Genomic DNA, 25,875 nt, shown 5'->3' on the forward strand with positions numbered 1-25,875 from the left:
AAGCTCAACTCATGAGACTGCCAGAACACGATTAAAATACTTCGATATGCACGCTCTATGGTGCTTTTGCGGCGCCTGACATTGTCTTAGGCCCAGGGGCTGGCAATGTGCGCTCTGTGACGCGCAGTCAAGCCGGACACCGGCCTCCTGAAAGCTCAGGTGGGCACTTCCTTATCGAAGCATTGCAGTGCTGATGATTTGCTGCACTGCTGTGCTAAGGACTGCATCCTTATCCTCAAAACTCAAATGCAGTCTGATGTCTGACCGGGACACTGCTATGCGTCCAGTGGTATTTTCCTGACTGGCAATGTGTTCATAAATTGCCGTCCGGGAAACCCAAACCATCTCATGCAATAAGCAAGCCGATTTTTTGACTGCATTGATAATGTGCATTCATGACGCAAACTGCAAATATTGCCGATAAATCGAGCTTTACTGTAAAGTCGGATTACCTTTTGACGATAAATACTGTGGCCCTGGCAAAAAAGACCAGGCTGCCCGCCAGAGACAGCACAAGCTGATACTGCGGGCCTATGCAATTTGCCGAGGTTTATATGGCGGTATACGTAAATACCAATGTCAGTGCCCTTCATGGGCAGAGATCTCTGAATAATATTCAGAGTCAGCTGACTACCAGCTATCAGAGACTGGCTTCGGGCATGAGAATCAACTCAGCCAAAGACGATGCAGCTGGACTTCAGATAAGCTCAAGGCTGACTACTCAGGTCAATGGCCTTAATCAGGGCAACAGAAACTCATCTGACGGCATTGCTCTGCTGCAGACAGCTGAAGGTGCTCTTGAAGAAAGTGTAGCTATGCTGCAAAAAGCACGCACTCTTGCGGTGCAGGCCGCTAATGGCACCAACACTCAGGAAGACATCCAGGCTATCAACAAAGAGATGACCGCCCTGTTTACTGAGATCAACCGTATTGGTAAACAAACCCGCTACGGCGGCAAGACCATTCTCGATGGTTCCGACGGCGATTCTCTTTACGGTCCACCAAAGGCCAACCAGACCGGTAATGATGGCCAATACTACGGACAGCTCGATCTTCAGGTAGGTGCCAATAAGGGCGACACCATCACTGTGCGCGTCACCAATGGTACTTTCAAGGCTCTTGCCTGGAATACCGGTCTTGGTGATGCTGAAACCAACACTTTCCTTAAATTTGACAACCACGGCAATGTTATTGCTGAGCTGCATACCGGCCCTGATGCTGCTCAGTCAGCCATTGAGCACCTGACCACCATGATTAATGGTGTTGAGGCCGAACGCGCCTCCTTGGGTGCTCTGATGAACCGACTGGAGTCATCTATTCGCAACCAGGCAAATGTTGCAGCCAATCAGGCTGATGCCCGCAGCCGCATAAGGGACGCTGACTTTGCCGAGGAAACAGCCAGCCTCAGCCAGCAGAGCATTATTCAGCAGGCTGCCTCATCCATGCTGATGCAGGCCAATACCCGCCCACAGCTGGGTCTTTCCCTGCTCGGCTAAATCCAGGGCTCAAAGCAGCACTGCCACGCCATGGCATGCCCCAGGGTCAAAGCCGGGCATAGCCCATGGCACCAGGTACATGACCAGGCAGGCATCATGGTTCGCCCAAAAACAAAGGCTCAGATGCGTAAACATCTGAGCCTTTGTTTTTCTTGCCCGGCATTCAGAACGACAGGCCTGCAGGTCCGGTACCTGGACATCTGCCACTGGTCGTGGACACCTGCCACTTTTCATGGGCTTCTGCCACTGGTCATGGACACCTGCTACTTTTCATGGGCATCTGCCATTGGTCATGGACACCTGCCACTTTTCATGGGCTTCTGCCATTGGCCCATGGCCAATGGCTAATGACCAGTGGGGCTAACGGTTAGCGGCCACGGTACTTGAAGTTTGGAATGCTGCCCAGGATACCTTTGAGGTAGTCCTCGCGCAGATCTTCGACATTGCGGGACTCAGGGCACTCAATAAGAGGGGTGAGGAAAGTGGCGCCGCCGCTGGAACGGTCAGTAAACCAGATCTCATCAGGGCGAACCACCTCAAAATCCAGCAGCTCGACATCATGGGTTGTCATAACCAGCTGCATGCGGCTGAGCTCTGTGCAGTAAGCAAGGTAGCCCTTAATCATGGAGCGCACCAGCAGCGGATGGAGGCTGTGCTCAAAACCGTCAACCACGTACAGACGGTCGGTTCCCTGGATGCACAGATCAATGAAAGCAGGCAGCAGATTGAGGAGCTGACGGACACCTGAAGATTCCTGACTGAGCTCAAGGGTAAACTCGCTGCGGCCACGGCCAGCATGTACGGTAACCATACGTCTTAACTGCATAACCCCCTCAGAACGGGTGGCAATGTAGCGCTCATGGCTGGATGCCAGAGCAAAATGCACGTAGCGGCCCTCAGAGGCATCTCTTTCAATCTGATCCTTGAGATTGCCCGGCAGCTGCAGGTTCTCCCATACAGCATCACGGAGCTCAAGACGGACAATGCCGGTGCCCATTACTGACAGGGCCTGGTTCATGGCTGCCAGGAAAGTATCAGCCTCATCGTAAAGAGAGTAGAAAGGCTCGAAAGGACAGTCAGGGGTGAGCAGGATCAGGCTGTCATTGAACCAGTCGTACAGAGGACGCAACACGGAAATGCTCTGCATGACGGTATTGGTGATGAACAGCTGATTGGATCTGGTGCCACGGAAAGCAAAGTTGAGGAAATCAAGCTCGGAGAGCTGATCTGAGAAATGCATTTCACCGTCATAGCGGAAATAAAGAACGCTCTGACGGTCATCTACGGTACGGACCAGCTTTTCCTCGAGAATTTCGCGGGCATTGAGCTTGACGCTGAACTCGTAAAGTACGTCCTTTATGAGCACCTCAATACAAAATGAGGAAGGACGCTGAGTGTACTCGTTATCAGCAAGATAGGGCATCACACCAGTAGCTTCACCGGCACGGGTACCATGCACTACCAGATTCTTCAGAAAACCAAGGGCATGGCAGAAAGCACTTTTACCGGAACTGTTGCTGCCGAAAATGGCTGCAAAAGGAAGAACCCTGGACTCAAAACCAAGGGGCTCAGGAACTCTGTCCAGATGCTGTTCATCTTCACCGGCCACCATGGAAAAGGTGGTTTTGTCACGAAATGACATCCAGTTCTCAACAGTAAAGCTAATTAACAATTCCCGGCTCCTTTCCAGATCCCAAAACCGTGCGGTGATTAATCCTCATATGACGTGTCCGGATCCCGGACACGGCTAAACTTCTATTCTAACCTCAATTGAGCGCCGATCCTATAGGCATATGCTGCAACTCATAGTCACATCACACGACTCCCATATTTATGCCATGCTATAAGACAGATATCAGACACAGTCCCGGCTGCCCTGCGCTTTGTAAGGCCACAGCCGCCCGAAGCCGCAACTGGCCACGGCGTATTGGCCGCAGCCCTGCCTGCCCGGCTACACCATATTCGCCGCTGCCCCACCTGTCTGGCCCTGCACCATTCGCCTCTGTCCTGCCTGCCCGGCTACACCATATCCGCTGCTGTCCCACCTGTCTGGCCCTGCACCATTCACCTCTGTCCTGCCTGCCCGGATACACCATATCAGCTGCTGTCCTACGTGCCAGCCCATTCAAATAAGACATTCCATGGCCCCACTAACACAAAAGGATGCCATAAGGGCATCCTTTTGATGTGCAGTTCATGCCTCAGCAGGGCAGGCTCACATTGGCTGACACATGGTATGGTCTGCAGTCCGGCGTATGCCGGTCTCCAGGGGCATCAGGCGGGCATCAGTATAGCCGCTCAGGCCCTGTCAGTGGTTGCTCAGCTCATGGTGTCAGGAGCTGATGCATCAGTCCTCTTTGAGGGCCTTGCAGATAACGCCCTTGCCAGGCAGGTCAGGGACGGCGCCCATCTTGCCTTGCAGGTAGCTGGTGCGCAGATCCTTGTCAATCTTCTTGCCCCTGTACTCAAAGACAGTATCAAGATGGGAGGCCCCCTCCTCATCACGCTCGGCAAGCCAGATTTCGTCGGTACGGAAGAGTTCCTTATCAAGCAGCTCCACATCGTGAGTGGTAAAGAGCAGCTGGCGGCGGCTGTCAGGGCCGCAGTTGAAGAAGAAGAGATTGATAAGGCGGCGTTTTAGCAGGGTATGCATGCTGTCAAAGAAGCGGTCAATGACATAGACCTTGTTGCAGTCGGCGTCCATAAGCTCAATAAAGGCAGGCAGCAGATTGATAAGACGCTGCACACCGCCTGATTCCTGATTGAGGTTAAAGACAACCTCGGTGCCATCCGGCTTTTTGTGAGTGCTCTCCAGTCTGATGGCAAAGAGTGAGCCGCCATAATTGTAGACAAAGTAAATCTGACCGTTGGTGCCAGTGTCTACAATGGCAGACCAGTTTTCATGCACAGCCTTGTACAGGCGCCCCTTAAGACAGTCGGTAAAATCAACCTGCTCCAGCGGTACTGGCTTGCCTCCGAGGCTGGTAATACCGGTATCAAGCATGCTCAGCAGCTGACTCATACGGGATAACAGGTGCTGACCTTCGCAATTGAAGGCAATAAAAGGATCAAAGCGGGAGTCAGGACGCAACATGACCAGACGGCTGTCAAACCAGCTGTAGACAGGTTTGAACAATTCAAAGTCAGTTTCGCGCAGAGCGTTGAGATAAAGCTGATTACTGCGGGTATTCCTGAATACAGTCATCAGATCATCACTGCCCTGCAGGGCAGAGTCGAGCTTGATCTGATTGCCACGACGGACAAAAAGAGTGTGCAGACCGGTGGCATTTTCCAGTACCAGCTTTTCTTCAATAATTCCGGCTTCACAGGAGGCGCTGAAGCTGTACTCGTAAAATGACTGATCTATCAGCAAAGCGATATGGAAAGTTGACTCTTCCTCGGCTGAACCATTGTCCAGAAGGAAAGGACAGACGTCTACCCCCTCATGTTGAGCTGTACCCTCTACCACCATGGTCTTAACAAAGTTAAGTGCCTTGAAGAAATTGGTCTTGCCTGAGCCATTGGCGCCAAGCAGGGCACATACCGGTACAACAGCTGTCTCAAAATCCCTGATTTCAGGAATGTGGTTGCGGTGCTGAGTCTCGTCACCGGCTACCAGAGACAGGGTGACAGGATCACGAAATGACATCCAGTTATCGATCGTAAAACTTACCAGCATATAACCTCCGAACAGCTGTACATGTCTTCCCAATATAGACCGCCCAACTATATGGATCAATTTGTTGGATCACAGTATTGGAATTTAATGTTAGCTGATAAATACGGTTTTTTGCCCCAGAGCACACTCCCGGCTCTTCCTTCTGCTCATGCCGGAGCACACTCCCGACCCCTCCTGCTACTTACACCGGAGCACGCTCTCGGCTCTTCCTGCCGCTCACACCGGAGCACACTCCCAGCTATTCCTGCTGCTCATGCCCGGAGCATACTCCCGGCTCATCCTGCTGCTCATGCCGTAGCACAGTTACGATCTGCCAGCAAACCTGTGAACGGCTCGTGGTCAAGACTTGCCAGTGACCTTAAAAGCGACCTGCTCTCATGACCTGACAATATCTGCTTGCCGGTGCATGGCCCTGTACGGGCAACGAGCTAATGAGCAGTCCCTGATCTCGTGGTGTTACTGCGTCTGGCGTAATTGATGTCAGGAGCTGTTCTGCTGGTGGTACTGTCTCTGGTCCATGAACCATGGATACACGGCTATGCCCGGTAACCATGATCCGTGCACGCTGAACTGTTGTGGACGGATTGCTGACTCGTGACTGGTGAACTGCATGGGTATGGCCTTAAGTTCCGTTGCTGGCAAGGCCGGCCTGTGCGGCTGGTCAGGTCAAGTCTGCAGGCATGGGATGTTCAATTCTTGCTTCAGGCGTGACTTTGGAAGTTAATATTATGCATTTTTAGCAGTTTTATGACTGGTCAAATGTGGACATTTTAAATAGTATGCATATGGTATGTTTACTGATATCTATGGCTTTTGCCGGAATTTCTGCTAGCTGCAGTATTTGTCTCACCTCACAATTTTGTACTTGTATCAGTCATTTTATGGTTAATACAGTATAGTTTGTGCCATAATCGGCTATCCTGTCAGATTATTTCCTCTGAGGGCCTCGACAGCCTTTATGGAATAAAGATGTGTGGTGGACAATAAAACTGTCGTTTATGGCTGACAGGCAAGGTCAGTACAACAGATTAAGAGTGCAGATATGGGCAAAGCAGTCAGCAAAGGCGCTGAAAAAGCCACAGATGCAGGCATGGGCAATGTTTCCGGCCAGCAGGAATACTACGAAGAAGAGTATATGGATCCCGAGCAGTACGAAGAAAGCCGCCCGGACAGCTCACATGCTGATACAGACGACAGTCCGGCCCCTCCTTTTGTTAATGCCGGACGCGATGCCTATGACGATATCAGGATTGCCAACAGCATGGGCTCGGCCAATATCTCAGGCGATGCCGCAGCCGGCAAGGCTGGTGCAGGTACCGGGACCGGGGCTGGTACAGGTGCCGCCGCTGGACGCAGCGGATCTGCTCAGCAGCGCCCGGCCACTCAGGCCATAGGAAAGGGCAAGGCTCAGAACGCTCCCAGCCGCGAGCTCAATGAGCATGTGCGCCATGGCACCTCTGTTTTCCCTTTTGCAGCCTACATATGGGAGCCCCAGAAGTTCTCCTCACGTGTGCCTCTGCACTGGCACAAGGAAATGGAGCTGGTGCGCTTTTCCCGTGGCACTTTCAAGATTTCCGTAGACATGAATGATCTGGTGGTGGAAAACGAAGCTTTCCTGTTGCTGCCAGGTAATGTCATGCACACCTTCGAGCTGCCTCCAGAGTGTGAGGAAAGCGCCATTGTCTTTGATCCGCGCATGCTGGTCATGACTCATTACGATGAAGTACAGTCAGAAATCTTTGATGCCATGCTGTCATCCAATATCCCTATTCCTCCAGTAATCACTCCTGAGCATCCGGTATTCCGTCGCATTGACAGACTGTACCGCTACTGCGCACGTCATGGAGCTACGCAGAACGCCTCTCACCGTCTGCTCATAAAGGCCAAGCTGCTGGAAATTATTGCTCTGTACCATGAATATGGCCTGCTTTCCCGAAAAGAAAGTGCTCAGAACACAGTGCAGACCAAGCAGGACAAGCTCAAGGATCTGCTCAACTATATTGATACCCATTTTGCCGGCCCTATGACCATCAAGGACGCCTCCGTGCGCATGGGTGTTACCGATCAGTATTTCTGCCGCTATTTCCGCAGAGTCACTGGCATGTCTTTTACAGAGTACCTTGGTGATTTGCGCCTGCGTCGTGCGGCCAAGGAAATTGAGCTTACCTCAAGGGCCATATCCGATATTGCCTTTGATAACGGCTTTGAAAATGCCGGCTACTTCTTCAAGAGCTTCAAAAACAAATTTGGAGTAACCCCCCTGCGCTACCGCAAGCGTCATATTGAAGAGACCATGGCCCGCAGCAAGGACGAGGAGGTAAGCGCTCAGGATCTTTCTCCATCACTGAGCTCCACTGACATTAACCACACCTCAGGAGATCAGGGTTCGGACCTCAATGTCACCCGCAGCAGCAAGTCTGTGCGCATGAACAGTGGCCGCCGCAGCGACCACGGAACTATCGATATCCGCACCGGATCAGGACCTGCCTCTGCTGATGTAGCCGCATCTGCCGCCGCATCACACAGATCCCAGGCTTCGTCTGAACCATCCTGTGCAGGCGGCGCTGCAGATGCTGTAGCCACTGCCGCTGCCGGAACAGCTGGCGCAGCCAGCGCAGCTGATTCAGCAAGGACAGGAACTGCTGGTGCAGGGAGCACTTTCTTTGATGACAGCGAGTCTGAAAACCTCTCTTCAGGTCATAAGACCGGCAAATCTTCATCGTCTGCCCGCAAAGGCCCAGCCAGCGACCAGAAGCACAGCGCAGCAGCATCAGGAGCTGATGGTGCTGCAGACGCTGCTGCGTCAGCAGGTCAGGCTGCAGCCAGCGGCAGCTCAGACGAGGCCGTAAGCACTCACGATGTCTACAACTCACTTCAGGACAAGGAGAATCTCAAGGCAGCGCTGCGCAATCACTCCATCAATCATCTTGATGCTCAAGACAACGAAGATGACCTGTATGAAGATGACGAGGACGATACCCGCAATCAGGCAGTCACTGATCAGAGCCGACTTAAGGACAATGCCTCTTCCGATGACTGGGACGATGAAGACGACAGCGATGATGAGGAAGAGGAAACTTACCCTGAGCGCCGTGAAAACTCCATTGCCCGCAGGACTACCTTTGCCCTGCAGGAATGCTTTGACTCAGGCAACTTCGAGCGCCCGCGCACCCGTGTAATGTCTGGACAGAGCCGTATTTCATCGGCCTATAAGAACAACACCGCACATCGCAGTGAGGAAGAAGAGTTCTGGTTTGATGACAATGGCAATCTGCTCTCCCGTGAACGCGGTTCAGACAAGAGCACTGTAAGGGGTCGCACTGTAAGAGCCAGCCGCTCCTCTGGCAGCGCCCGCACCACCCGTTCATCTTCAAAGACAGCAACTAAAACAGTTAAGAGCAGCAAAACCTCAAGGGCAGCATCAGCCGCCGCCGAAGCCATTAAAAACAAACCATCAAGGCCAACCACTCCATCAGAAATCAGAGCCAAAATCGAAGAGCTGGAGCGCCGCCGCAACGATCCTTTTGGTCTGTAGATCCAATGCTGCTCTGACACACCATTACCAGAACACTTTACAAAGCCCGGAGACTTTCATCCTGAGAGATCCGGGCTTTGCTCTTACTGAGCCATTAATCTCACAGCCCACCTATTACCAGCTCCACAAGTTGCCCCGCCACCGCCACCGCCACCGCTGCCGCAACCATCGTGCTCAACTGCACCTGCCAGTGATTATTTAATCCTGCATCCTGCCCCTTACCACTTTCCGCCTGACGCCTGCCACCTTGCCCCTGCCACATTCCGCCTTCCACATACCGCCTTACGCCTGCCACTTATCACTTGCCGCCTGCCTACTACTGCCAGTGCTCCATTGACCAGGAGCAAAGTTAATATGGTAGAGCATCTTAATGACATATCAGTGTTGCTTTGCCACGCTTATATGTCACTTCAATGCAGTTTTTACTCAAAAAATCGACTATTTGACCTGAAAATTGTCCAAGATGATCTGGATCAGCTGCAATTCTCCTCATGTGACGCAGATCACTCAATTCCCCGGCACAGACAAATAAATGGTTAATATTGTGTATATTCTGGCCAAAAAGCCATAACAGCTGCACCAGGCCCGCCCCTATAATCTACTCATGGACGGGCCCTTATATCGCATCTTCAATGTGTCCGTCTTACCTGCAATATAACCACGGCCCTGATACGCTTATTCGGCTCTGGCTCCGGCACTGGCTCTGGTAACTGCCTGACAGCCGGCCCCGCCATGGGTAATTGCCCAGCACAGGTCTGCTTTGCGTTGCTCATACAGCTGTCAGTGCAGTACAGCTATGGACAGCCATATGGTCAGCGTCCATATGGGCTGCAGCAGTCCTGTCTTTTCAGACAGGGAACAATGGTCAGTTTTACAGCCAGTGGGCGGGTAGTCAGTAATAACAGGTGCAGGCCGTATCGGGATACAGATACGAACATCAGGTGTGTACAGCTCTGGAGAATAATTACTATGCAGCAGAAATGGTGGCACGGAAAGACAGCCTATCAGATTTATCCACGCAGCTTTAAGGACAGCAATGGCGACGGTGTAGGCGATCTGCCAGGTATTATTGAAAAGATCCCTTATCTTGCTGAGCTTGGCATTGAGTTGCTGTGGATTTCGCCTATTTACAAGTCCCCTTTTGCCGATATGGGCTATGACATATCTGATTATCAGGACATTGACCCTGTATTTGGCTCCATGGAGGACTTCAAACGCCTTAAGGCTGAGGCCGACAAATACGGCATAGGCATCATTATGGATCTGGTGGTCAACCACTGCTCTGATGAGCATGAGTGGTTCAAAAAGGCCTGTGCTGATCCATCATGCAAGGAAGCTTCCTACTTCATTATCCGTGAGGGTAAGGATGGCAAGGTACCTAACAACCTGCGCGCCAACTTTGGCGGCTCAGTGTGGGATAAGCTGCCTGGCCATGACAATCTGTACTACTGCCACTTCTTCCACAAAAAGCAGCCTGACCTTGACTGGTTCAATCCTGAGCTGCGCCAGAAAATCTACGAGATGATGAACTGGTGGCTGGTAGACATGGGTATTGCCGGTTTCCGTGTCGATGCCATCATGTGTATAGGCAAGGATCCTTCCTACCCTCAGTATGAGCCTGATGATGTGGGTGACGGTATGTGCTCCTGCGGTAAGATGAACAGTGACAATGTCGATGTGGCTATCAACTTCCTGCATGAGATGAATGAGCAGACTTTCCGCAAGCATGACAAATTTGCTGTAGGCGAAGTCTTTGGCATCTCAAAGGAAAACGTAGCCGACTTCATCGGTGACAACGGTGTCTTCAGCTCTATCTTCGACTTCTCCGCCCGTGAGGCCCTGACCGGCCACTACTGCTTCTACGGTTTTGAAAAGCTCAGTGTTGCCCGTTACCGTGAGGTGGTATTTGCCGCTCAGGAAACTGCAGGAGACTGCGGCTTTCTGGCCCCGGTAATTGAAAACCACGATGAGCCACGCGGCGTGTCCACCTGGCTGCCTCCTATGTGGCACAACGCAAAGGGAGCCAAGGCACTGGGTACAGTTAACCTTACTCTCAAGGGTATTCCTTTTATCTTCCAGGGTCAGGAGCTGGGCATGCTCAATACCCGCTTTGACAATATTGATGAACTTGATGACTGTCAGAGCAAGGATCAGTATGCCATGTGCAAGGCCCATGGTCTGTCCGAGACAGTGACCATGCAGGTGCTCAATGATCAGGCACGTGATCATGGCCGTGTACCAATGAGCTGGGATGACAGTGAATACGCAGGTTTCTCCACTGTAAAACCATGGATGAAGGTCAACCAGGACAAGGATACTGTCAATGTTGCAACTGAGGCCAAGGACCCTGATTCTGTTCTCAACTACTACCGCAAGCTGATTAAGCTGCGTCGTGATCCTCAGTACAAAGAGATCTTTACCTATGGTGAGTTCGTACCTATGGACGATCCTAACGGTCACACTCTTGCCTATCTGCGCCGTACCAGCGACAGAACCATTATGGTAGTGGCCAACTTCGGTGCCTGGCCTGTGCACTTCCCGGTCAACGAAAGCTCCACCATTCTGCTAAGCTCCGACCGCGTCAAAGTTGAAAACAACCAGCTTACCGTTGCCGAAGGCAGCTCAGCCATAGTCCTGCTCTAACCAGGCAGGTCCGGCACTACCCGGAAAGTCTGCCGGCCAGCACCGGCCATCCCGGCACCGGCCATCCCGGCAGACCATGTAATGCCATGCCCAGGCATGCCCATACAAGGCTAATCCTTCCAGGGCATGGCACAAAATACTGCAGCATGTCTGGCACGCTATCGTCTGGCGCGCCATAGGCAGCAGCATGCCACGGCTTACAATAAACTGAGCTTAAGCTGGTCGGCATGCATTCATGCGCAATGACAACTTCCATACATCATTCTGGACACAACACTGCTCCAGGGACAGCTCAGGACACACAGATTTACAGCCACAGCAGCAAGGAATGAACAGTCATATTCCCCGGGGTAACCCCATGCACGGCATCACCATGATGTTCAGTATTAACATGACCCTGACTGTTATGCTCCCTGCCTGCTGACATTATCACGGCGTTATGCCCCATCAGTTTTGCGTTAAGCCTGAGTAAGTCAATGCCAGACATCTGTCATGCATCACCTATACAGGCAAATCCAGTTTTCATTTTGCAGTAGCAGGCCTGGGCCGATTTTCGCCCAGGCTTTTCTGTTTGTATGTAAGCCAGTCCTGCTCTCCACATGAGCCTTATCAAGGCCAGGAGAGTATCACTTCCTGCCGCAGTGAAGTCCTCGTACCGATTGTCCCCGCGCCTCTGTCATTCTCAGCTGTCGCCATCATGACGGCGCCTCGACCTCATCCATCACACGCCAGCGTCAACATCTGAGCTCATCCCGTCCAGCTGGTACCTTCAACAGCAGGTACCCGAACAGCGCTCGCCCTTTGTATACACCTTATCAGTGCTTACCTGATCTGCGCCCGTCACCTCTGTCCCTGAAGCGGCAGATACATGTTATTACCCTGCCTTTATGTCTCCTCACTGATATGCTCCCGAACAGCGCCCGTCCTGTGTATACACCTTATCAGTGCTTACCTAAAATGCGCCCGCCCCTTCTGTCCCTGAAGCGGCAGATACATGTTATTACCCTGCCTTTATGTCTCCTCACTGGTATGCTCCTGAGCTACGCCCGTCCTTTGTATACACCTTATCGGTGTTTACCTGAGCTGCGCCCGTCCACTCTGTCCCCAAAGCGGCAGATACCTGTTATTCCCCTGCCTTTATGTCTCCTCACAGGTATGCTCCTGACAGCTGCCGCCATGTGTATACACCTTATCGGTGTTTACCTGAGCTGCGCCCGTCACCTCTGTCCCTGAAGCGGCAGATACCTGTTATTACCCTGCCTTTATGTCTCCTCACTGGCATGCTCCTGACAGCTGCCGCCATGTGTATACACCTTATCAGTGCTTACCTGAGCCGCGCCCGTCCATTCTGTCCCTGAAGCGGCAGATACCTGTTATTCCCCTGCCTTTATGTCTCCTCACTGGTATGCTCCTGACAGCTGCCGCCATGTGTATACCCCTTATCGGTGTTTACCTGAGCTGCGCCCGTCCCTTGTGCCCATTTATGAGCGCATGACTTAACCTCATGTGGCCATATTCACAACTCAGATCACAGTGTGACTTTACAGCTCACCGCCAATGCCCTGACTATCCTTCAATCATGCTCGGCCCCGGCGTCACTGTGCCCTTACATCATTCATTCTTGGTCATGATCCTGTACTGGTAATGGCGAGCAATGCCAGGAGAAAATGCACTTATGTCCATGATTGATACTGTGCGCCACCGGGGATCATCATGCGTAACCTGGCAGATAATTCTTGTGCTTTGCCTGAGTAAGCTCAAACGCCTCATGGACTGACCTGTATCGTTAAGTGTACGGCTTGCTTTCTGGCAAATCGTTCCTGCCGGCGTGTCAGATTTCCTGTATGGAGTAACATGTGGCCGCTCCTGTCATGAGGCTTTGCTCAGTGCATTCAGGCCCGGACGCTCTCAGGCATATACCTGTTTCCAGCTGTCATTTAATGTGATGCGTTTTCGTGCTCAGCATGAAAATGGGTACCGGACGCCGATAAATGACAGTCTAACTGGTTTTTGCAGGTTATTTCCGGCTGCAGTTGCATGAGCCTTGTAATAACTTGCTTAAATTTGCTGTGATGATCCGGGTGAGCACACTTCAGTGTGCCCTGTATAGATGCAACAAATCTCGCTGCAATTTTTCACAAGATTTGCATTTTTTGCATTACTGTTGCAGCAACAGAAAAGGCTGTGATTTTCCACAGACCGCATACTGCCTTAATCAGAGGCATGTAAAATTTATTTTTACATTAGCCCCGCCGGTAGTTTTCTTTGCAGTAAAGATATTGCATAATCACCAACATAATTTTGCTGACTGATCCAGGTTAAAAGAAATTTACTGCAAACAGTCTGTAAGCCTCATTCATGTTTTGAGCATGTCTGAAAATGCCTGTACATGATGATTTGAAGTGAAAGGCTTTCATGTCAGTTCCGCAACCTGCGGAAGCATGGATGTCACCTGTTACCGTCCCCCCGTCTGCCCAGTGCTGACGGCCCCTGACTGGCAACAGCTGACCGTTTGTGCTCCATGTTCAGTTCAGATTTATAAAAAGGATTTTATCCTGATATTTCTCCAGCGCAGATACCACAGCACTATGCTCTGTATAAACAGCAGTTGTCTTCCATAATGCTGTGCCGGCCTGCGCTATCGTACACCGACAGGTGTACTTGTGGCTCTTGTCCCCTGCCCGTTATTGTTTCCAGCATTCTTCTTTAACTCCCTGCCCTGCTCCCCACATGGAAGCAAGGCTGCGGCTGTATGCCTTTACAAAAGGTTTTATGCAGGACACATATATCCTCAGCACTCTGCATCAGCACTGCTGAACACATGACAACGGCATAATGTCCAGTCAAACTGACACTATGCACGTACAAAAGTTCAGACAGCTGATGGTACAGACAAACAGACAATTTATTTGAGTTCTGAGGCAGGATTGTGCAGCGTAGACAGAGTTATTTCAGAAGAAGCCTGCAGACTGACAGACAGACTGGCAGGGCAGACAGAAACATGGTGACAGGTAAGCAAGCTCAACAAGGTGAAATATCAGTATTCACCGTCTCACGAATGTGAGGTTGGCAGCTTGCCGGGACACTGGTGTACAGGCTCCGGCAGCGATTTAGGGACTTTAGTCCGGCTGACGCCCGAAGCACTTGCGCAGGCTGCCATTCTGCATTTCCCGCTTCTGTATCCCGGCAGACTGGCCTGTGCTTATACTGCAAACTTACAGCTCACTGTACATAACACTGTACTGTGTATCTTATTCCATAATAAGTGCACGGATGCTCCAGCTGCTGGCAGTTGCTTTGCCCTGTGATCAGACAGAAAAGAACAGATACATCACTAAAACACGACATATCAGCAAAGCGGCAGCAGAAAAGAGCACAGAGCACACAGCAAAGTCTCTTCTTTACCTCACATAGCCATCATAGTGCATTGTTTGCCCCAGGGCATTACTGCAAATTAACACCTCAAAGCCTCATTAAGGCCCGATAGCAGCTGCAAGGACGGCCTGTCTCTTATTATCCCCACCTTACTGCAATGACAGGCAGACAGATGCGCTGCCGCCATACCAGCAGCGCTTTGCCCTCCCCAGGCCTGAGCACTGGCATAAGACCCGGCGTGAGCCTGACCAAAACCCTGAGTGTGCCCCAGGACCTGAGTCTGTCCCTGGCCCTGTTCAGAAGCCAGTACCTGAGTCTGAGCCTGCTACCGTGCCTGTGCCTGTGGCTGGCCTTTAGTCTGAGTCTTTTCCTGTCCCTGTGACTGTGACTGTGCCTGGCCTTTAATCTGAGTCTTTTCCTGTCCCTGTGCCTGCCCCTGCTCCTGCTCCTGTTCTTCAGGAGCATCTCATACCATAACTGTCACACCAGTTTCGCCAGATCCATGTGGCATTTCATACCCGCTCACATGCCTGATGACTCATATCTGATTTTACGTCCCGATGTTCGTGACTCATTGCACAGCTCCAGAGGACCACGCTCGTGGCAATGTAAACGCTGGCCGGGCAGAGCCTGTGACATTTGCCGCCACAAGAGCCTGTGAAGTTTGCCTCCATAATGGCCTTCATGATGCCATCTGCCACTTATGTGCAGCATTCTGAAGAGTGCCAGTTGAGGCGTGCCAGTTATGGCTGCTCAGTCACGATTACGCTACCGGATCGCCTGTACACTAAATTGCGCCTCCAGGTATACACAGCGTACTATTGCACAGACGATATTAGTCAACAGATTTGGCTTATTTAACACAATGAAAGCGTTACCACAGCCAAAAGGTCATATATATGCTGTTTACAGACACAAAATATCTCCCCTGATTCAAACTCAGACCATTGTGATCGTGATCACGCAATTTATGACGTCATATTAAAAAAGTGTATTTTTCTGTTCAAATACTGATTTTTTTTTACAACTGGCCCCCCGTATAATGCCTCCATACACAGGGAAATAAATCACGCGACTGCGCAGGTGTGGCTGCGCTTTAAGCCATGAACTTAAAACCGGCCGCGAAGGCTTTTGATTATTTAAGCATGGACCTGAGGACCCGGACCTCAATTTTCCGGAGATTACTTCAAACAGGCCCTGTGACTCCAGCGAGGTTAATATCGCAATTTATACTGCAAAACCATCAGGACTGAAGACATAAGCCTTAATGCATCAGGTCACGCTCCCGCTCATGACCGATGCCTTCAGCTCTGTCTGCAATGAAAGCACCTGATGCCAGCCATGGCACTGACCTGCAGTCCGCAGTCCCCTCAATGCCTGACGACCAGAATATTGCACTGCATACCAGCTGATACCATATGTACCGTTGGCACAAATCAGCCACCTGGTATTAACGGGCAAAACATGCTTTATAAAGCAGATAACAGCCCAACACCTCTGTAAGCAGCAGTGTGCAGTGCACTAAAGTACAGCTATGCTAAAAGTCCAGAGCACCAGAGCATACACCCAGAGAATACCTTATCTGCACTGTACGCACTGCCTGCACGGACAGCCGATTTTGCTTTGTCTTCAAATCATGCCGCTGTATCTGCAATTCATGCAGCGGCGCCCCTGGTTCAGGATAATTCATCCAGGGCTTCCTTATCAGATCGCTTTATAAAAGCATTTAACAAACTGATTTAAATTCATTCCATATTATTTTATAGACCATTTTAAGTGTGTGCGCATACCCTGACTGCGCACTGAGCCCTCTGCGCAAACACCTGCGCCTGCAGGTGCGGTGCTGCCTTACATGCCGCTGCCAGCCTGACAGTCGGTCTGTGCTGTTAATAAGGGCTCTTAATGAGGACTATTGCAGTTTGAGTATGAGTGCGTCAGCCATAACAGACAGTACAGCTGCTGCGCAGCTGCAGCTGTGGCGGATCCTGCAATTGCAGGTGGCGTCGCCTGCGCTGTGACAGCAAGTTCTGTACGGATGCAATGGTCGCAAGTATTCTGTTTTTGCCTGTGCCGAAGTTTTGCCTGTGCCGGAGCTTGTGCCGGTGCAAGGGACTGTGCCTGACCTGATCCGGGACTGGTGCGAGCCTGCTGCGGCTGCGGTGAGATGCAACAGACTTTCTTTGAAGTCAGCTGATACAAGGAAACATTCATGAGTGACAAGTGGTGGGGCAAGGTTGCCTATCAGATTTATCCTAAATCATTTCAAGACTCCAATGGCGATGGTATTGGTGATCTGCGCGGTATTATCAACCGCCTTGATTACCTCAAAGATCTGGGTGTTGAGCTGGTATGGCTAAGCCCAATCTTCAAAAGCCCTATGGTGGACCAGGGATATGATATTTCTGACTATCAGGACATCAATCCTCTGTTTGGCACCATGGATGATTTTGATGAGTTGCTGGCAGGTGCCCGTGAGCGCGGTATCGATATCATTCTTGATCTGGTAATCAACCACTGCTCCAGCGAGCACCCATGGTTCAAAAAGGCCTGTGCTGACATTAACAGTGAAGAGGCCAAATACTTCTATATCCGTGAGGGCAAGAACGGTCTGCCACCAGACAATCTGCGCTCCTACTTTGGCGGTTCAGTATGGTCAAAGCTGCCAGGCCGTGAAGATGAGGACCTGTGGTACCTGCACTATTTCTGCAAGGAGCAGCCTGACCTTAACTGGTATTACGAGCCACTGCGCAAAAAGCTCTACGATATGATCAATTTCTGGCTGGACAAGGGTGTAGCCGGTTTCCGTATCGACGCCATCATGAACATTGCCAAGGATCTGTCTTTCCCTGGCCTGCCAGCTGATGGTCCTGACGGCATGTGCTCAGCAGGCAAGATGACAGCGAAGCTCTCCGATGAGGCCGCTACCTTCCTGCATGAGATGAATAACGCCACTTTCAAGCCTCACAAGGCTATTTCTGTGGCCGAGGCTTTTGGTGTCAACCAGGCCTCACTGAAGAACTACATTGGTCCTGAGGGCTTTTTCTCCACCATTTTTGATTTCTCAGCCCGTGAGCTCAACGAAATCTATCCTGCTTACTACCGCTTCCGTCCGGTAAGCATTGCCCGCTGGCGCGATACCATTTTTGCCAGCCAGCAGCGCGTCAATGACATTGGCTTTATGTGCCCAATAGTAGAGAACCATGATGAGCCACGTGGCCTGTCCTACTATGTACCGCGCCATGCTCAGACTCCTGAGGGCGCCAAGGTCCTGGGTGCCGTAAATGTCCTGCTGCGCGGCATGCCTTTTATCTACCAGGGCCAGGAAATAGGCATGACCAACACCCGTTTTGACTCCATTTATGAGTTTGACGATGTGGCTGCCCACGACAATTACAAGTCAGCCCTCAAGGCAGGTCTGAGCCCTAAGCAGGCACTGGACATACTCAATATCGAGTCCCGTGATCATGCCCGTACCCCTTTCCTGTGGTCAGCTGAGAAAAATGCCGGCTTCTCCACAGCCTCTGAAACCTGGCTCAAGGTCAATCAGGACTACACCACCATTAATGCTGCTGCACAGATTAATGACGAGCACTCAGTACTGTCTTTCTACAAAAAGCTCATTGCCCTCAAGAAGGACAGCCAGTGGCATGACATTCTGACCGATGGCCGCTTTGTACCGCTCAGTCCTGTGGCTGAATACGAAGTTCCTTTTGCCCGTGAACTGGATGGACGCCAGATTCAGGTGCTGGCCAGCTTTGAAGACGCTGCCATTACCCGCTCAGTGCCTGCAGATGCCAGCATCGTACTGGCCACCGATGGTGTAACTCTGAACAATGGTCAGCTGATCCTGCCGGCCACCAGCGTAGCCATCATTGCCTGCTCCGCCCAGTAGCCGCGCCACGGCCAGGGCAGGTCCCATAGGACCATGCCCCAGGCAGTACGTCCCGGGCAGAGCTCAAAGGCCCAGGCAGTACGGCCCGGGCAAGACTTCCCGGGCAGTACTGGCAGGTATGAAAGTTAATTGAAACACCACTGCAAGTCTCCACCTTTTAGCTCTACGGCAGTGTGTTTCTACCTCCCTGACCATATCTCAGGTCAGGGAATTCAAGGAGAGTAAGGACAGGGCAAGGCATGACACACCAGGGCTTTGCAATGCTGAGCTTTGCTGTGCATGTCCGCCCCGGGCATTGCCCGATCCTGATATCAGCGCCCGCACCGGCGCTGTCTCAGAGCGCGCTGTTACTGCTAAAACAGCTGTGCCTGATAACTCCCTTATGTGACAGCAGTGCTCATCAACTGTAGTGAGCACTACAGCCACCTGGTGCTCAGGCAGCCTGACCTGTGCAGCCGCTCAGCGGCCCTGCACTGTGCAGACTGTTAGTGTGTGAATCGTCTAAAGTCTCAAACCGGTATTACAGGAATCCTTCCTGCCGGTGCTCAAAAGCAATACACCAGCTGGCAACAGCCAGCAGCAAAACCAGGTCATAGCAGAACCTGAGCCAGGACTGTACCAGAGCCATGGCTATACCATGGCCAGCAGCTCCGGCCTGTCGGCCCTGTCGGCCATGCCATGCAGACTGCGCCTGCCACAGGGCATAACCTGCTTCAGACAGGCCGTAACAAGCCCTTATACCATGACTATGAGGCATGGCGCAGCAGGCAACACTGTGCCTGAGGCCATGACTTCATGTTCATGACCATGGGGCTTCCCGGCTGCTGCAGTCCTGTGTATTTATATCTCCATGGCAACATCAGGCCATCAGGTCACGCTGTCATGGGGACATCAGGTCACAGGGCCATGAGGTCAAGCTGTCATGGGACCATCAGGTCAAAGGGCCATGGTGCCATGAGGCCTGAGTCCAGGAATCTGCCATGTCATGATGACGCTGTGTATGCTCACGAGTATCTGCAGGAAGGCTGCCCTGAGGGCAGATTAAGTGCTGTGCCCGCCTTATGCTACCAGCAGCTGCTGCAGCCATGAGGAAAACAGGAACAGTACCTGCTGCCTTTGCAATACCGGGTGGCAGCCATATGCTCACTGCTCTGCAGTATCCTGCACATGCTGCACCCGACGGCCCGGGACCTGGTTTTTTACCTGGATGGCCTGACGGTACGCAGGACTCAAGCGCAGTCTGACATATGCCGACTCTGAGGCTTAAAGGAGTCAGCTGATGTTATTCCCAGCTCTTGCCAACAATCCTCAAAAAGATCCCAAAATAGGCCTGACCGAGCGCTTTTCCTATGGCCTTGGTGACTTTGCATCCCAGATGCTCTATACGCCTACGGGAACCATTCTTATCTACTACTACACCGAATACGTCAATGTGAACATTGCCGTAGTCGCCACCATCATGCTGCTCTCACGCCTGCTCGACGGTGTTTCCGATCTCTTTGTCGGCTGGCTGATTGAAAACACTAAAAGCCCTTACGGCAAGGCCCGTGCCTGGCTGTTGCGCATGCTCATTCCTTTCTTCATAGCCATGGTGGCCATGTTCTCGGTACCACCTGGCCTTGATGACTGGCTTAAGTATGTCTATATCTTTGTCAGCTACAACTTTGCCATTTCCGTGGTCTACACAGCCATTAACCTGCCTTATGGCTCCATGACCACCTCCATGACCAATGACAGCTATCAGCGCTCCATTCTGGTAATTTACCGTATGCTGCTGGCCACTGCCGGTAACACCCTGACTCTTGTCGTTACTCTGCCTATGGTTGAGTTCTTTGGCAATGATCAGGCTGCATGGACCATTACCTTCGTGATTCTTGCCGCAGTAGCCTGCACCTGCTTCTTCATGACCTTTGCTTTCTGTCATGAGCGCATTGTTACTCCGCCACCTGAGAAGAGCGATCTCAAGACCACCATCAAGGTTATTGGCCGCCTGTTCAAGAACAAATACTGGGTAATGCTCACTCTGGCCATGCTGACCACCTTTACCGGTGACGTGGTGTTCTCAACAGCCAATACCTACTACTGCCGCTACTTCCTTGATAATCCTAACCACATCGGTACCTTTGCCACCATCATGAATATCTTCAAGGTGGGCTGTCTTATCCTGGTGCTGCCAATTATGCTCAAGAAGACAGGCAAGCGTAACTCTCTGATGATCGCCTGCGTCATCATTATCATCGCTGCCATGGTGCGCTTTATTGACCCTTACTCTGCAACAGTTGCCTTTGTCGGTGCAGCTATCTGGGGTTTTGGTCAGGGCTTTACCTACGCCTGCGTCTTTGCCATGCTCCCTGACTGCGTGGAATATGGCGAATACATTGACCACGAGCGCCACGAGGGCATGGTCTACTCAGGCGCCAGCTTCGGCATGAAGCTCGCCGCCGGCCTTGGTGCCGTCATCGCCTCCACAGTGATGCAGGTTGGCGGTTACGTCAACAATGCTCCTGAGCAAACTGATGCCGCCATGAACACCATACTGCTGGCCACCACTGTCTTCCCTGCCATCCTTTTTGCCCTGTGCATTGTCTCCGTACTGGGCTACCGCCTCGACAAAATCTACCCTGATGTTATCAGAGAGCTTCAGCAGCGCCGCACCAGCTCCAATGCCGCCGACGCCTCCGCTCAGACCGATGCCCAGGCTGACAGCAGCAGGGATCAGCAGGCTCAGAGCTAAAGCCACAACCATAAAGGGCTGCAAAGGCTACAGCCAAAACACAGGCTCAGGCCAAATCTGAAGCCAGTGCTCAGGCAGCCCCTCCGCCCGGCCAGCTCTGGCCGGGCTCTGACCGGTACCAGAACTCAAACTGGCACCCGGCCCCAAAAGTCATAGCGGGCTGACAACACCAGCCTGCTTTCAATGGCGCCATCGCAGGAGCTGACTGCACAGATGCTTCCGCCCAGGCGCCACCTGCCAAAGAATTACTCCACTTTCCCATTAACCATATATGCTCAGGTATCCCCAGGGGCGTCAGCCGCGATCTGCCTGCAGACCCTCCTGGCCTGCTGCAAAGGTCAGCCCCGACCACACCTTAACACCACCCCGACACAGCTCCGACATCGCCCAGTAACCATAACCACCGTCGCCACCTCCCGAACAGCATAATCATCTGCATAAGCACCGTCACTGGCTCTGCAGACACTGGCTGTAGCGCCCAGGCATCATTACAGGTCCATGTCCGTGCTCGTCCCCGGCCAGATGGCTGTGCTGAGCAACAGTTTCATTTAGTGCCCAGCAACAGCCAGATAGCCGTGATAATCAACAGTTTCATTTCCGTGCTCATCAACAGCAAGATGGCCGTGCCAGGCAACAGTTTCATTTAGTGCCCAGCAACAGCCAGATGGCCGTGCTGTACAACAGTTTCATTTCCGTGCTCATCTCCGGCTGTAAGCGCTGCAGCAGCGGGCATTAAGTCAGCACTCGGCTGACGCTTTAGCATGAGCATCACTTTTAGCGTGACCGGGATTACGCAGTTAAGACCGGGCACATCCACGATTAACAGGCCTGAACGCGTGACGGCCTGAGTACAGGCAGGCCCACAACCTGCCTGCTTTCTAAGCAAAGATGTGATTAAGGGACAGAGAAAACAGGAAGTAAGAATTAAACAGATACAGGGAGTGCAATACAATCAGGGCAGAGCAACAGACTGAACAGACAGTGATATACAGACATGGTCAGAGAGCAAGACTGACACACAGACAGAGATCTGACAGAGATTAAATTTGAAATTAACAGGCCTGGCCATATGGGGCTCATGGCCAATACAGCTCACAATAATAATAATAATAATAATAATGCTTTGTAAAGTATTTTATTAACAGGACACTCAGCACGCAGCAGAGTGGGCATGATATACATGCCTTACTAAGGCACAGAGGTGTTTAATGGAAAAGAAATGGTGGCATGGCAAAACAGCCTATCAGATTTATCCTAAATCCTTTCAGGACTCCAATGGTGATGGTATTGGTGATTTGCGGGGTATTATCAGCCGCCTTGATTACCTGAGGGATCTGGGCATTGATCTGCTCTGGCTAAGCCCGATTTATCCTTCGCCTTTTGTCGATCAGGGTTACGATATCAGCGATTATTGCAACATCGCCCCTGTGTTCGGCACTCTTGATGACTTTGATGAGCTTTTGAGCAAGGCCCGCGATCGCGGCATCGATCTCATTATGGATCTGGTGCTCAACCACTGCTCGTCAGAGCATCCATGGTTTAAGAAGGCCTGCGCCGATCCGCTCAGTCCCGAAGCTGACTACTTTTACATCAGAAAAGGCCGTGACGGCCAGCCACCTGACAACCTGCGCTCCTATTTTGGCGGTTCGGTATGGTCAAAGCTGCCAGGTCACGAAGATGAGGATCTGTGGTACTGCCATTACTTTGCCCGTGAACAGCCTGATCTGAACTGGAACAACCCTCAGCTGCGTGAGCAAATCTACTCCCTGGTCAACTTCTGGATAGACCGTGGCGTCAAAGGATTTCGTATCGATGCCATACTTTCCATTGTCAAGGATCTCTCCTTCCCGGGACTGCCTCCAGATGCTGCTGGTGATGGCATGAGCCATGCGGCCAATATGAACGCTCTGCTGCTTGACAGAATTGGACCATATCTTAACGAGCTCAAGGAGCGCACCTTTGATCGTGCTGACTGCTTTACCGTAGGGGAGGTTCTGACTGTTACTGATAAGAGTGTCAGGGAATTTGCAGGCACAAATGGCTATTTTTCCACCATGTTTGACCTTTCCTGCCGTGCCGTTATCGAGTCAGCTCCCCATTACACCCAGTTTACAACTCTGGGTCCTGATGAGTTTGCATCCTGCGTTTTTGCCACTCAGGAACTTTATCAGCAGGCCGGCGCCATGACAGCTCCAATTCTGGACAATCATGACGAGCCACGCGGCGTGTCCTACTTCATGCCCGAATTTCTGCAAAATGCCCAGGGAGCAAGGGCACTGGCTACAGTGCAGCTGACCCTGCGCGGTATTCCCTTTATCTATCAGGGCGATGAACTGGGCATGACCAACACTCATTTTGCCAGCATTGATGAGTTCAACGATCTCTATGCCCATGATGAATACCGCCATGCCCTTGAAAGCGGCCTGAGCGATGAGCAGGCTCTGCGCTGCGTGGCATGGCACAGCCGCGACAATGCCCGTACCCCAATGCTCTGGGATGACAGCGCCAGTGCCGGCTTTACCTCAGGTAAACCATGGCTGCGTCTGCATCAGGACTGGCGTACCGTCAATGTCAAAAATCAGCTCCATGATGAAAATTCAGTACTTCATACCTACAGAAGGCTCACTGCGCTCAAACATGACAGCCGCTGGCATGACGTGCTGGCCTGGGGCGACTTTACCCGCTGCCCGGTCGGCAGTGGCATGATTGCTTTCTGGCGTCACGATGAAAACTGCACCCTGCTGACCATAGTCAACACCAGACAGGATGTCTTTACCATGGATCTGACCCGGGCCCCGGGTTCCGATCTGGCGCTGAGAGCCCCTGACCACCATTGCTGTGACCTGGTATTTTCTGCCAATAACGTAAGCCTGGTAAACACCATACTTACCCTGGGCTGCGGAGGCAGCGCCGTCATCTGTCTGCGCCACAAAGCCCAGGCATAAAGCAGCCCCGCAACCGGCCCAGCCGTCTGCGGGCGCACGCACAGCCAAAAGGCAGCCCGCCGCACCTGCAGACACGGATCAACCCGCAGTCTTGCCTGATTAAGGTCAGGGACGGCCCCATGATCGCTGCCCAATAAAGAGCAAGGGAGATCTCCGCATGCGCGGGATCTCCCTCTTTTGTCTGCAGCGTCGACCGTACAGAGCGTACCACAGCTGCCACCATGAGTCTGGCTCTCCTGGCTGCAGGCCGCCGCCGGGCCGTGCGTCAGCTCCTGGCATGACCACCATGGTCCGATCGGCCAGAGCCCGGTCGGCCTGAGCCCGGGCAGCCGGGCTGCAGTCAGTAGCAGTCCATATAGCTGCGGACCTGATCAAAGCGACCGGCTTTAAGGTCATCCTCATCGATAAAATAATAGATTGCGCCGGCATCACCTATGCAAAGCTGCCATTTTTTAAGGTTTTCATCACAAAATGAACTCTGGGTATAAAGCAGGCGGCACTGCCTGTTTGCAGTATAGTCTCCCTGGATAAACTCTCCCCAGCCCAGAAACTGAGTGGTATCATCCTCAAGCTCTTCATAGCCGTCAGTCCCAGCAAGCTCAGCAAAGAGCTCCTCATAACTGTCATTGATCTGCTCAAGCTGCTCTCTGCTCATGCCCCAGTCTGCATCGCAGTCATCACCTTCTTCAGTATCGAACATGGAGGACCACTCATGAGGGACCTGCCAGCCGGCACGGACCACAATGCGGTGCAGAGGAATCTCCATTCTGTCAGTCTCAAGAACCTTTTCACAAGGAGGATCTGCAGGGCGCTGTGTTACTTTCAGGCTGTACACATCGTCAAAAACATAAATACGACTGTGCTCTCCATCAAAGCCAAAGGCTTCTCCGCAGCCGAAAATGACCATCAGTCCGTGATCAGGCAGCAGCCCTTCAAGGTCATAGCGGCTGAGCTCCCTCAGGTCATACTGGGCCATAAAGACCAGTGGACGCATGCCCTTTTCCTTGTAGCCATACTCAGCCTCGGGCCAGACAAAGCCCTCAGGCAGGTGAGGCTGACCGCCCAGATGAGACAGTGCAGAGAGCATGGCGCCCTCAGAGTACTGGGCATGAGCCGGACGGGCAAATGCAGGCTCCCCCTTCTTAGCGACCTCCTCAGGATTAACAAAGTCACAGAAAATCGCCTTGCGGGCCAGCGCAGCCAGAGCATTGCTGCATTTAAGATCCTTGAGCTTAACCTTATCCATAGTATCCTCCAAAGGCGCACCACAGAGCCGCCGTCCCGCCCACAGACTGCGCCCTGTGCCAGGCCGTGCCGACGGCTCTGCATGGCCCCCAGGCACAGCAGCCCCCACAAGAGCCCAGCCAGGACCTGTGCCAGGGACTGGATCTGCCATACCAGGCAGCGGCAGCAGTTGCGGCAGCGGCAGCAGCTGCTGCACCCAAAATTCATGTAGACCGACAATTTGATTAGTCTGTTTAAAAACAAACCATCAATGCCATAGATTTAAATTTATATAAGAAATTGAGGGAGGATAAAATAGTGTAGTTTTATAGGCAGGGATCTTTGCAGCCAG

9 protein-coding genes are annotated in these 25,875 nt (G+C 52.1%); 6 read left to right on the forward strand and 3 right to left on the reverse strand.

Annotation, left to right across the window (positions count from 1 at the left end; all coding sequences use genetic code 11):
* The first annotated feature begins 554 nt into the window (after positions 1-554).
* Complete coding sequence (locus tag MXE39_RS06435) at positions 555-1,496, forward strand: flagellin (protein WP_246977848.1); 942 nt, start codon at positions 555-557, stop codon at positions 1,494-1,496.
* A gap of 367 nt (positions 1,497-1,863) precedes the next feature.
* Here the strand turns inward: MXE39_RS06435 and MXE39_RS06440 are convergent, their stop codons facing one another.
* A complete protein-coding gene (locus MXE39_RS06440; protein ID WP_246977847.1) occupies positions 1,864-3,168 on the reverse strand; it encodes an ATP-binding protein in 1,305 nt (434 codons plus the stop codon).
* A gap of 675 nt (positions 3,169-3,843) precedes the next feature.
* Positions 3,844-5,175, reverse strand: a complete 1,332-nt coding sequence (locus tag MXE39_RS06445) for an ATP-binding protein (RefSeq protein ID WP_246977846.1) — start codon at positions 5,173-5,175, stop codon at positions 3,844-3,846.
* Between the two features lie 1,042 nt (positions 5,176-6,217).
* Between MXE39_RS06445 and MXE39_RS06450 the strand changes: the two genes are divergently transcribed.
* The 5 genes from MXE39_RS06450 to MXE39_RS06470 all read left to right on the forward strand — a co-directional run bounded on the left by MXE39_RS06450 (position 6,218) and on the right by MXE39_RS06470 (position 24,299).
* Entirely contained in the window at positions 6,218-8,710 is a 2,493-nt protein-coding gene (locus tag MXE39_RS06450; RefSeq protein ID WP_247073878.1) for an AraC family transcriptional regulator, read from the forward strand.
* Positions 8,711-9,679: 969 nt separating this feature from the next.
* Entirely contained in the window at positions 9,680-11,353 is a 1,674-nt protein-coding gene (locus MXE39_RS06455; protein ID WP_246977844.1) for an alpha-glucosidase, read from the forward strand.
* Positions 11,354-16,937: 5,584 nt separating this feature from the next.
* Positions 16,938-18,620, forward strand: a complete 1,683-nt coding sequence (locus MXE39_RS06460) for an alpha-glucosidase (protein ID WP_246977843.1) — start codon at positions 16,938-16,940, stop codon at positions 18,618-18,620.
* 1,279 nt (positions 18,621-19,899) lie between these two features.
* Complete coding sequence (locus tag MXE39_RS06465; RefSeq protein WP_246977842.1) at positions 19,900-21,354, forward strand: MFS transporter; 1,455 nt, start codon at positions 19,900-19,902, stop codon at positions 21,352-21,354.
* Positions 21,355-22,562: 1,208 nt separating this feature from the next.
* Positions 22,563-24,299 carry an alpha-glucosidase gene (locus tag MXE39_RS06470; protein ID WP_246977841.1) on the forward strand — a complete coding sequence of 579 codons (1,737 nt, stop codon included), beginning with the start codon at positions 22,563-22,565 and terminating at the stop codon, positions 24,297-24,299.
* A gap of 340 nt (positions 24,300-24,639) precedes the next feature.
* Here the strand turns inward: MXE39_RS06470 and MXE39_RS06475 are convergent, their stop codons facing one another.
* Positions 24,640-25,545, reverse strand: coding sequence for a DUF1963 domain-containing protein (locus MXE39_RS06475; RefSeq protein ID WP_246977840.1), 906 nt, complete (start codon positions 25,543-25,545; stop codon positions 24,640-24,642).
* Positions 25,546-25,875: the final 330 nt, after the last annotated feature.

The organism is Anaerobiospirillum sp. NML120511, assembly GCF_023050955.1.
In the GTDB taxonomy this organism is placed as follows: Bacteria; Pseudomonadota; Gammaproteobacteria; order Enterobacterales; family Succinivibrionaceae; genus Anaerobiospirillum.

Excerpts from the sequence above, each read along its gene's own strand:
- MXE39_RS06455 (WP_246977844.1), top strand. The coding sequence starts at position 9,680 with ATGCAGCAGAAATGGTGGCACGGAAAGACAGCCTATCAGATTTATCCA.
- MXE39_RS06465 (WP_246977842.1), top strand. The coding sequence starts at position 19,900 with ATGTTATTCCCAGCTCTTGCCAACAATCCTCAAAAAGATCCCAAAATA.
- MXE39_RS06475 (WP_246977840.1), bottom strand. The coding sequence starts at position 25,545 with ATGGATAAGGTTAAGCTCAAGGATCTTAAATGCAGCAATGCTCTGGCT.
- MXE39_RS06460 (WP_246977843.1), top strand. The coding sequence starts at position 16,938 with ATGAGTGACAAGTGGTGGGGCAAGGTTGCCTATCAGATTTATCCTAAA.
- MXE39_RS06445 (WP_246977846.1), bottom strand. The coding sequence starts at position 5,175 with ATGCTGGTAAGTTTTACGATCGATAACTGGATGTCATTTCGTGATCCT.
- MXE39_RS06470 (WP_246977841.1), top strand. The coding sequence starts at position 22,563 with ATGGAAAAGAAATGGTGGCATGGCAAAACAGCCTATCAGATTTATCCT.
- MXE39_RS06435 (WP_246977848.1), top strand. The coding sequence starts at position 555 with ATGGCGGTATACGTAAATACCAATGTCAGTGCCCTTCATGGGCAGAGA.
- MXE39_RS06450 (WP_247073878.1), top strand. The coding sequence starts at position 6,218 with ATGGGCAAAGCAGTCAGCAAAGGCGCTGAAAAAGCCACAGATGCAGGC.